General features: G+C 47.3%; 8 protein-coding genes and 2 pseudogenes. 3 read left to right on the top strand and 7 right to left on the bottom strand.

What is annotated here, in order from left to right:
- The 3 genes and pseudogenes from AQR02_RS33560 to arfA all read right to left on the bottom strand — a co-directional run.
- Positions 1–388 (bottom strand): annotated as a pseudogene (locus AQR02_RS33560) (carbohydrate ABC transporter permease); the annotation flags it as partial.
- Between the two features lie 79 nt (positions 389–467).
- Positions 468–1,712: an extracellular solute-binding protein gene (locus tag AQR02_RS04575; protein ID WP_054939573.1), complete on the bottom strand. Its 1,245-nt coding sequence runs from the start codon at positions 1,710–1,712 to the stop codon at positions 468–470.
- A gap of 89 nt (positions 1,713–1,801) precedes the next feature.
- Entirely contained in the window at positions 1,802–3,340 is a 1,539-nt protein-coding gene (arfA, locus tag AQR02_RS04570; protein WP_054939572.1) for an arabinosylfuranosidase ArfA, read from the bottom strand.
- 346 nt (positions 3,341–3,686) lie between these two features.
- Between arfA and AQR02_RS04565 the strand changes: the two genes are divergently transcribed.
- Both AQR02_RS04565 and AQR02_RS04560 read left to right on the top strand, forming a co-directional pair.
- Positions 3,687–4,643, top strand: coding sequence for an ArsR/SmtB family transcription factor (locus AQR02_RS04565; RefSeq protein ID WP_054939571.1), 957 nt, complete (start codon positions 3,687–3,689; stop codon positions 4,641–4,643).
- Positions 4,644–4,660: 17 nt separating this feature from the next.
- A complete protein-coding gene (locus AQR02_RS04560) occupies positions 4,661–5,119 on the top strand; it encodes a hypothetical protein (protein ID WP_209444123.1) in 459 nt (152 codons plus the stop codon).
- A gap of 166 nt (positions 5,120–5,285) precedes the next feature.
- Here the strand turns inward: AQR02_RS04560 and AQR02_RS04555 are convergent, their stop codons facing one another.
- From AQR02_RS04555 to AQR02_RS04545, 3 genes are all read right to left on the bottom strand, one after another.
- On the bottom strand, positions 5,286–6,119 hold the full coding sequence (locus AQR02_RS04555) for a carbohydrate ABC transporter permease (RefSeq protein ID WP_054939569.1): 834 nt from the start codon (positions 6,117–6,119) through the stop codon (positions 5,286–5,288).
- Between the two features lie 4 nt (positions 6,120–6,123).
- Positions 6,124–7,020 (bottom strand): carbohydrate ABC transporter permease, encoded by an 897-nt coding sequence (locus tag AQR02_RS04550; RefSeq protein WP_054939568.1) that lies wholly within the window; start codon positions 7,018–7,020, stop codon positions 6,124–6,126.
- A 67-nt stretch (positions 7,021–7,087) separates the two neighbouring features.
- A complete protein-coding gene (locus tag AQR02_RS04545; protein WP_054939567.1) occupies positions 7,088–8,422 on the bottom strand; it encodes an ABC transporter substrate-binding protein in 1,335 nt (444 codons plus the stop codon).
- Positions 8,423–8,935: 513 nt separating this feature from the next.
- Between AQR02_RS04545 and AQR02_RS04540 the strand changes: the two genes are divergently transcribed.
- Positions 8,936–9,094 carry a hypothetical protein gene (locus AQR02_RS04540; RefSeq protein ID WP_054939566.1) on the top strand — a complete coding sequence of 53 codons (159 nt, stop codon included), beginning with the start codon at positions 8,936–8,938 and terminating at the stop codon, positions 9,092–9,094.
- Between the two features lie 123 nt (positions 9,095–9,217).
- On the opposite strand, the pseudogene AQR02_RS33555 reads toward AQR02_RS04540, so the two are convergent.
- Positions 9,218–9,684 (bottom strand): annotated as a pseudogene (locus AQR02_RS33555) (SAM-dependent methyltransferase); the annotation flags it as partial.

Here is a 9,684-nt window from a genome sequence, read left to right as displayed (position 1 = left end):
AGCAGCAGCCAGATCAAAGCTCCCGCCGAGATGGAAATCAAGCCCGGAATATACAGAATAGCCTGAATCAGGCTTTCCCCTTCACTTTCTTATGTTCCAGCGCAACTGCAATCAGCAGCGGGAGCACAATTAACAGCGGTACACTGAGTAGAACGAATATCAGCGTATTCTTCAGGCCGTTGTTAAACTGAGTATGAAAGGTAGAGCTGTTATCAAAAAGAATGGTTTTGTAATTGTCGAGGCCAACCCAGACCGGATCATTCATCAGATTCCATTTGGTGAACGACGCATAAATCCCGTAGATTGTCGGCAGTAAAATAAATACAACGAATAAGATGACATGTGGACCTACAAAGAAAACAGGCGCCAAATTTAGTTTCTTTTTCATAGGCAATCTTTTCTCCTTTGGCATAAAGCAATGTGCCATGAATGGCACATTGCTCTATACAATCATTTCCCCTTGCGTTTTACTTCGCAGCGCCGCTTGTACCTTCGGCAATCTTGTCTTCTACGAATTTCTGCATCGTTGCAAGTGTTTCGTCGATATCTACGTTGCCGCGGACGATATCTGCGCAATAGGTATCAACAGCTTCTGCAATGTACGGGTAGTATTCATAAGTGTAGATATACAGGGATTGGATTTCTTTTTCATCAGAGGTGAAGAAGGATTGCATGTAGTTCTTATATTCAGGATTCTCGATAACCTGTTTACTTGCTACAGTTTGTCCGGCTTTTGCCCACTCCATGGAATTTGCACGGATGAACTCAAGGAACGCGCCGATTCCGGCAACTTTTTCTTCAGTTCTTTTTTCGTTCTTCAGCATAGCAAACAAGTGGGAAGAAGATCTGTTAGTGAACTTGTCAGGCGTAGGGGAATAGACATTGGTTACTCCAAAATTAAGACCTTCTACTCCGGCATGTGCAGTGGAGCTCCAAGTACCGTCAGTGGAGAACAATACGTTACCGGATTGGAACATCAGGTAGCCGTCTTCACCAAATGGTGTCATCAGGCCGGCATCGTTGATTTTTTTAACTTCTTCGAATGCTTGCTTCATAACCGGTGTATTTACAGCAGGTTTACCATTTTCCTGGACATCTCCGCCAAGGTTCTGAATTTGCCCCAGAATAACCCAGCCAAGCAAGGCATCATTGACAACATAATCGCCTTCATCCAATTTCCCCTGCAGGGAGAGCATTTCATCAATAGTTACCACGTTATCGTCAAGGAAGGATTCCACTCCATATTTCGCGAGCAGATCTTTATTGTAGTACATAACGTTACTGTGAATATCGAGCGGCACAGTATACTGGGTTCCGTCAATATTTCCTGTATTCCATGCCTGCGGCAGGTAGTTCTCTTCTTTGATCTCAGGCTGCGCTGAAGTTACTGCAGTCATAGGCTCCAATTGTCCTTGTTTTACAAAGCCCGGTACGCGGTCAGCATGAATAATTGCCAGGTCTGGCACGCCTTTACCGGAGTTAAGTACAGTCGAAACCTTTGTATACATATCTGAGGTAATGACATGCTTCACTTTAATTTCCGGATTGGTTGCATTGTAGTCTTTGACCAACTGATCCATATAAGCACCGTCATCACCAGTCAGCGGCGTCCAGAACGTAATTGTCTTTTTGTCATCGTTCCCGCAGCCCGCCAATACCGTAGATAAGGATAGAACAAGTGCTAATGCTGATAAACCCCACTTTTTATTCAATACTTTCTCCTCCTAAATGATTAAAAATTAGTAAATCATCTACAAAAATGTTTTTGCAAACAATTAACTCTAGTTTAGTTCCGGGCGGGTCAGCTGTTTACTGGCGCCTTGCCCAGACGAATGACATTCCAGGACGCTTTAGTCAAAAGAGTTTCTACAAATCCGTCCTTGCATTCAGTACCTGATGCTTGTCTTGGCTTAACATTCTGCTCCTGCGCGGTATTAACCGCTTTCAGGTCGTCATGATGGAGTACAATATGCTCAATCAGACGGTACCCTTCAAATCCTCGCACATCGCATTTCAGCTCCAGCGCTTCTTCCAAATGGCGGTTAATCGCGAAGATAGTCAGCTCGTCACTTTCCTGATTGTACACGATTGCGCTGTCCAGGTAAGGAACGTCGGTATAATCCTGCGCATCATATTTAGGGGAATTGACAATCGGCTGAAGCGAAAGGCCCCTTCCATATGTTGAAGCGTGAAGATAAGGATAGAATATCGTCTGCTTCCAGGCCGCTCCGCCTGCTTCCGTCATAATCGGAGCAATGACATTTACCAGCTGGGCCAGGCAAGCCATCTTCACCCGGTCTGCATGCCGGAGAAAAGTAATCAGCATACTGCCAATCAGGAGCGCATCCTCAAAATTGTAATGATCCTCAAGCTGCGCCGGCCCTACGGTCCAAGGCTCAATCTTGGTATCGGATTCATTAGAGTGGTACCAGACATTCCACTCATCAAAGCTGAGATACATAGTCTTCTTACTGCGTTTCTTCGCTTTGATATAATCGCAGGTGGCTGTTACGGTTCGGATAAAATGCTCCAGGTCCATGCTGCGTGCCAGGAAATTGGCGGAATCGTTGTCGCGGTTTCCATAATATTGATGCAGGGAAACATAATCGGCAACGTCATAGGTATGTTCCAGTGTTACTGCTTCCCATTCCGGGAAGGTTGGCATTGCCGAGCTGGAGCTTCCGCAGGAGACAAGCTCAATGTCCGGATCGACCAGGCGCATCGCCTTTCCAGTCTCGTAAGCCAGCCGTCCGTATTCGGCAGCTGTCTTCTGTCCGATCTGCCAAGGCCCGTCCATCTCGTTGCCCAGACACCAGGTCTTGATCTTATGCGGCTCTGCTATACCGTGCTGCCGCCGGAGATCACTCCAGTATGTACCACCGGGATGATTACAGTATTCCAGCAGATTACGGGCCGCATCAACACCCCGTGTTCCGAGATTCACTGCCATCATTACTTCTGAGCCAACCTCTTTGGCCCATTCCATGAATTCATTCGTGCCTACTTCATTCGGTTCGACCGTTCTCCAGGCCAGCTCCAGCCGTCTCGGACGCTGTTCTACCGGTCCTACCCCGTCTTCCCAGTTATATCCGGAAACAAAATTACCACCGGGATAACGTATAATTGGTACATTCAGTTCCTTAACCAGCGTCTTCACATCGCCTCGGAAGCCGAGAGAATCCGCAGCAGCATGACCAGGCTCGTAGATACCGCCATAGACCGCCCGCCCCAAATGTTCTATGAATGAGCCGTAAATACGCTTGTCCACTTCGGCGATAACAAATGACTTATCGGCAATAAGGGTCGCTCTTAGGGTGTCTGACGTCAATGTAACCACCATCCATTTCACATATTTATTAATTAGTTAAAAAACATTTGAATGTATTCGCTTACAGATATAAAATAACATATATAAGCTAGGTTGTAAACACAAAAGTATAAATCTATTTATATCTATTCAAAACAAACCTTAAGTATAGGCCTTTTCAGAAAAAAACTCCGTATTTTTGCAATAAATCATAAAACAATATTCACATTAATATAAAGTAAAGCGATTGTTTCAATTAATAATAGCTCAAATTTAATTGTTTATCACAAATAAAGGAAGAAAGCTTTCCTTTTTACCTCAATTAGTTTATAATTTTATAAAATAGTTATTTTAAGACGTCTGCGGAAGAAGGTTTGATATGATTTATATCAAAGATTTAATGAGTGGCATTGATATTTTCAAAGCGCTTAGCTCTGAAATCCGGATTCAAATTCTGGAACTACTAGCCACTAATCAGGCACTTAACCTGAATGAAATTGCCAAGAAGCTGAATCTCAGCAATGGCGCCATCACCATGCATATTAAGAAGCTGGAAGAAAGCGGCCTCATCGAAATCAATACTTCAGTAGGCAAACACGGCATCCAGAAGGTATGTTACTTAAATAAGGATAAACTGATGGTCGATCTGCGCAGCAAGGATGTCGACAACCTTTATGAGGTTGAAATTCAGGTTGGGCATTACAGCAATTATCAGGCAGTTCCAACCTGCGGTCTGGCCACCAAGGACAGCATTATCGGTGACTTCGACGAGCCTCGTTACTTCGCCGATCCCCAGCGGATTGATTCAGAGATTATCTGGATGGCGGAAGGTTTCCTGGAGTACCGTATTCCGAACTATCTGAAGGCAAACCAGACCTTCCGCGAGATTCAGTTCTCCATGGAAATCGGATCGGAAGCACCCGGGTTCAGCGATAACTATCCTTCCGACCTGTACTTTTATGTGAACGGGATTGAGATCGGCTACTGGACCAGTCCCGGAGACTTCGGCGACCAGCGCGGAACATTCAATCCTGACTGGTGGCCGCCTCACCTGAATCAGTACGGCATGCTTAAGCTGATCCGGATTAACAATGAAGGCAGCTTCATCGACGGCTGCCGCATCTCTGACATTACACTGGACGATATTAAGCTGGACTACAAAAGCGAGCTTACCTTCCGCATTGCCGTAACCGACAAGCCGGTCAACAAACGCGGGCTGACCATTTACGGCAAGCATTTTGGCAACTACAGCCAAGATCTGCTGGCCCGGGTACTCTACAACGTCCATGAAGTAGAAGAAGTAGGCAGCCGCCTCACCTCTTCATCGATTGAATAGCTCTCTCTTAGCTGGTTATGTTAGTTCCAGATAACGTTACCGTAGCCTCTCTGCCCTTCCGGGCTCCATCAGGAAGCCGGATGGGCTTTTTGTTGCTGCGTTTCGTTGGGGGAAAGGTACGCCCCGACGGAATTTTTCCCGTTGGGCCGGCTCGGGCGGGGCAAAATCATGATATCAACGGGATTTTTCCCGTTGTTTCGGCTCATGTGGGGAGAATCCATGTTATCAACGGGATTTTTCCCGTTGTTTTGGCTCATGTGGGGAAAATCCACGTTATCAACGGGATTTTTCCCGTTGTTTCGGCTCATGTGGGGAGAATCCACGTTATCAACGGGATTTTTCCCGTTGTTTCGGCTCATGTGGGGAGAATCCACGTTATCAACGGGATTTTTCCCGTTGTTTCAGCTCATGTGGGAAGAATCCACGTTATCAACGGGATTTTTCCCGTTGTTTCGGCTCATGTGGAGCAAAGGTGAAATTTTTGACGCTACTGCTCAAGCAGACTAACAAAGAAAAAGCAACTTATCCGCAGACAAGTCGCTGTATAACCCTGTACCACCACAACTTTATATGCTGAAGTGTATATGCACGTGAAAACAAAGAATCTAATAAGATAATAAAACTGCTTAATCCGAGTGCTCCTTACCCTTTTACCGCACCTGCCGTCATCCCGTCAATAAAGTACTTCTGAAAGCCGAGGAATAAGGCCAGAATCGGCAGGATGGAGAAAAACGAGCCGACAATCAGCAGATCGTAGTTGTTGCCGTATGGAGTAAGCAGTGTCTTCAGGCCGATCGGCAGTGTGTATTTGTTCTCATTACTCAGCACCATAAACGGCCAGAGGAAATTATTCCAGCTGTTCATCCCGTTCAGGATCGCCATCGCCGCAAAGGACGGCTTCATCACCGGCAGAATCAGGCGCACATAAATTGCATATTCATTCGCACCATCCACCCGGCCTGCCGCGATCATTTCCTTCGGAATCCCCCGTAAATATTGCCTGAAGAAAAAGATGGTCGCTGCACTGGCCACACCCGGCAAAATAATTGCCGAATAGCTGTTCATCAGCCCCATGTTGAACGTCAGCGTATACAGCGGCAGCAGCAGAATCTCAAACGGCACCATCATAATGAGCAGTACACAGACGAACAGAAAGTTCTTGCCCTTGAATTCATAGGCTGAGAAACCGTAAGCCACCGTCGCACTGACTAGCAGCGTCACCACAACCTGTACTACTGTCAGCAGCAGCGAATTGAAAAACCAGGTAAAGTAGGCATGCTCCCCGGTGAACAGAAAGACGAAATTATCGAAGCTCATGGCCGAAAGATCGAATCTGAGGTTGAGACCGTAGCGGATCAGATCTTCACCAGGTTTAAACGAAGCGATAGTCACGGCATAAAAAGGCACCAGGATCAGGAGGCACAGCACGCTGAAAAAAGCAAAGAGGATGATTTGCCGGATTGTTCCTGTCTTCATTCTCCTAATCCTCCTCCTTCTTAAACATGCCGCTGAAGGCCAGCTGCGTCAGGTTAATCACCATGGTGATGAGCAGCAGCACAATGCCCACCGCGGCCGCGTAGCCGAGATTATTCTTCTCAATCCCCTGACGGTAGAGATAGCCGACGATGGTTAAACCGATATTTTTCGGGGAGTTATTGCCGTTCCACAGCATCATGCTCTCGATAAACATCGCAAGGCCCGCATAAATGCTGATCGTCAGCACATAGATTGTCGTCGGCTTCAGCAAAGGGATGGTGATCCGGGTGAACCGCTGGAAGGCGGATGCTCCGTCTATGGCGGCCGCTTCATAATAATCATCGGGAATATTTTTGAGACCTGATAAGAAGTAGAGCATGTTCACGCCCATCCACCGCCAGGACGCCAGCGCTACCAGGGCAATGAAGCCGGTGGTCTGTCCTTTTAGAAATTTCACCGGTTCCACTCCAAATACGCCAAGCACGCTGTTGATCAGCGAGCCCTCCATCTCACCGAACATCAGCCGGAAGATCGTTCCAGCCACAACTACAGAGGTCAGCGCCGGAAAGAAGAAGGCGGATTTGAAAAATTCGCGGGCCCACATTGATTTGTTATTAATCAGCACGGCGAACAGCATCGGGAACGGGATCAGAATCACAAGCGTCAGTAGCATATAAACTGCACTGTTGCGTACCGCTTTGAAAAAGATTGTGTCCCCCATCAGTTTCGTGTAGTTATCCGCTCCAATAAATTGTGCCTCCTGGCCAAGCGTTACCTTTTGAAAGCTCATGCCGAAGGAACTCAGCAGCGGATAGACCCAGAAGATGATGAATACGAGCACAAAAGGCAGCACGAACACGTAGGGAGCAACCTTTTGCGAATATAGGAAGTTCTTGATCATGGCTTCTGCTCCTTTAGAATAGAGCTGCCCACGGGGTGGACAGCTCCAAAAGTAACCGTACCCGTTACTATTTCAGTTCTTGTTCGATCTGAGTCTGGGCGTCATCCAGCGCCTTCTGAATGTCCTTCCCGTCCTCGAAAATTTCATTTAAGGTCACAGTGCACAGCACATTGTTGATCGTCGGCGAAGCAGAGGTGGATTTGATCAGATTAATCTCCTCCCGGATTTCATTCAGCACATCAAACGGGTTGTTCACAAAATACTTCACGAATTGATTGTCTGGATTATGGGTTACCTCCTTCATATCCCAGACACTCATATTGATCGGGTCAAAACCGAGCGTGTTCCAAATTTCAATATTCGCATCCAGCGACAGTTTGGCATAGGCGATAAAATCCTTAGCCAGCTGCACATCCTTGGCCGTCTTGGTGACCACCGTACCGGTACCGCCGCCGCCGTACGATCTGTGCATCCCCTTTTCAAGAACGGGAAGAGGAGCGATGGCGATTTTGCCGCTCAGGTCCTTCATATAGTTGGTATATCGGGACATTTGCCACAGCGGCATGAAAGCAGTAGCATAGTTGCCGGAGTTGAACTCACCGTAAGCCTCCTCCGTATCCGGCTGCCCGCCAGCAATCGTGGAGATCACATTGTTGTCCTGCAGATCCTTCAGCATGGTCATTGCTCTTACCATCTCCGGCGTGTTGACCTGCGGTTTCCCATCAGCATCGGTGAAATCAGAATTCTGCTGCGCTAAGAGCAGAGAAGCCTGCCAGGTTGCACTGGTGTCTGCGGTGCCCATGTATTTGCCGGTTTTTTCATATACCTGGATACCGGCCTTCTTGAAATCCTCCCAGGTTACGATACTCTTGTAATCCACCCCGGCCTGTTCGAGGATTTCTGTATTGTAAAAGGCAACTGTTGCCCCGACATGCGTGGACAGCCCGTAAATGTTCCCGTTTTTACTATAGAGATCAAGCTGGGACTGGACAACCGTGCCTTTGTAGGGCTCCGCCACATCGTTCAGCGGTTCAAGCTGCGGATCTCCCGCCAGGAAATCCGGAAATTTGCCCAGCTCGATATCGGCGATATCCGGCGCACCCACACCAGTCTGCACGGCGATGGACAGCTTGTTATGCATATCATCGTACGGCATCACCGTCACGTTCAGCTTAATCTGGCGATCGGGATTCGCCGCGTTCCATTTCTCCAGCATTTTCTCAAAATGCTGCCCATGCAGCTCGACAAATGTCCAGTACGAGAGCTCTGTAGCCTTCTCCCCTGCACCGCCGTTCAGGACAGAAGATTCCCCGCCGGAAGTGTTGGAAGAAGATTTTCCGCAGCCAGCCAGAAATAAGATCATCGAGAGTACCATCAAAGAAATGAACCATTTGTTTTTCATGCTCGACCCTCCTGTATGATGAAAAATAATTGTTGCCCGAATTAATGTAAACGGATACATTTTAATCCCCGGAATATGGCTGCTTGGGCAGCCTGCGGCTCCCAGAGCCTTGCATCAACCTCCCTTTACACATTTGTTAAATGTTTTAGGCAGTTATAATGTATTCAGCTGGAAGAGCAAATAGAAACTTCTGAGACCTAAAAAAACATATATTTATTAATTCTTTTGTAAATCAAAGCCCATTATTGAAAATTTCACGAAAACAAGGCAGCTTTCTTGCGAAAACAATGAGCTTTTAGTCCAAATGGATTTAAAACCAAAGGAAGAACTTTTCGAAAAATATCATAATATTTATTTTAAATTGTAAAAAAAGATAGTTATCGCTCTGATTTCTTCCGTTTTATTTAAATCCATTTAAACCATATTAGCCCTCTTGCTTCCTGATACATAATTCGGGGCCGGCTAACGAACAATAACTCCTGTCTCCCATACCACCGAGAAGGAGTGTTTCATATGCGTGAAGGTCTGATCCCCACCGTTCTTGGTACCGTAGTTTCCGCTTCCGGCGCAGCTTTTCTTGGAAGCAAATACAAGCTGGCCGCAACCGGCGTGCTTGGCTTTGGTCTGGCGCATATTGTACTGGGCACCATCGACTTGTTTGAGCACCGGTAAAAAGGTTGGAAGATGCCGGCTCTGTACTGCAAGTACAGGCCGGTTCCCTTATAGTCCAATACTCCGAGCGGGACAGCAAAAAGGCCCTCACCCGGCAGGCAAGGACCCCTCTATACATATGATTTATTTCACAGCTACATAAAAAAGACGCTGGGCACTGTCATCTGCCGGGATCCATTCGAAATCGGCATACGTCGTAACGAGACTAAATCCGACCTTGTACAGCTCGTCTGTCAGCCACTGCGGATCGTAAGCGCGCTGGGTATGCGTCTCCTCGAAACGGCGGTAGAGCCCGCTGCCACTCTCTTCACGGGCGAAAATGGACAGATGATGCTCAATTTCACGGCGCGGCACATCCAGCTCACAAGTCCAGATATAAGACACAGCAGGCTCATCCAGTACAAAAGGCTGCTCCTCCTCATATCGGAGCAGCGTATTCGGATGATGGACATCAAACAAAAAAGTCCCCCCGTCTCTGAGGCCTGCGTATGTCCGGGCCAGAACCGCTTGAATATCCTGCTCTTCGAGCACATAGTTCAGACAGTCACAGAAAGAGATTACGGCATCTACCGGCTCCGGCAGCTCCCACT

This window comes from Paenibacillus ihuae, assembly GCF_001368795.1.
In the GTDB taxonomy this organism is placed as follows: domain Bacteria; phylum Bacillota; class Bacilli; order Paenibacillales; family Paenibacillaceae; genus Paenibacillus_AQ; species Paenibacillus_AQ ihuae.
The sequence above is the reverse complement of the archived record's forward strand: the minus strand, read 5'-3'. Positions and strand labels throughout refer to the sequence as shown.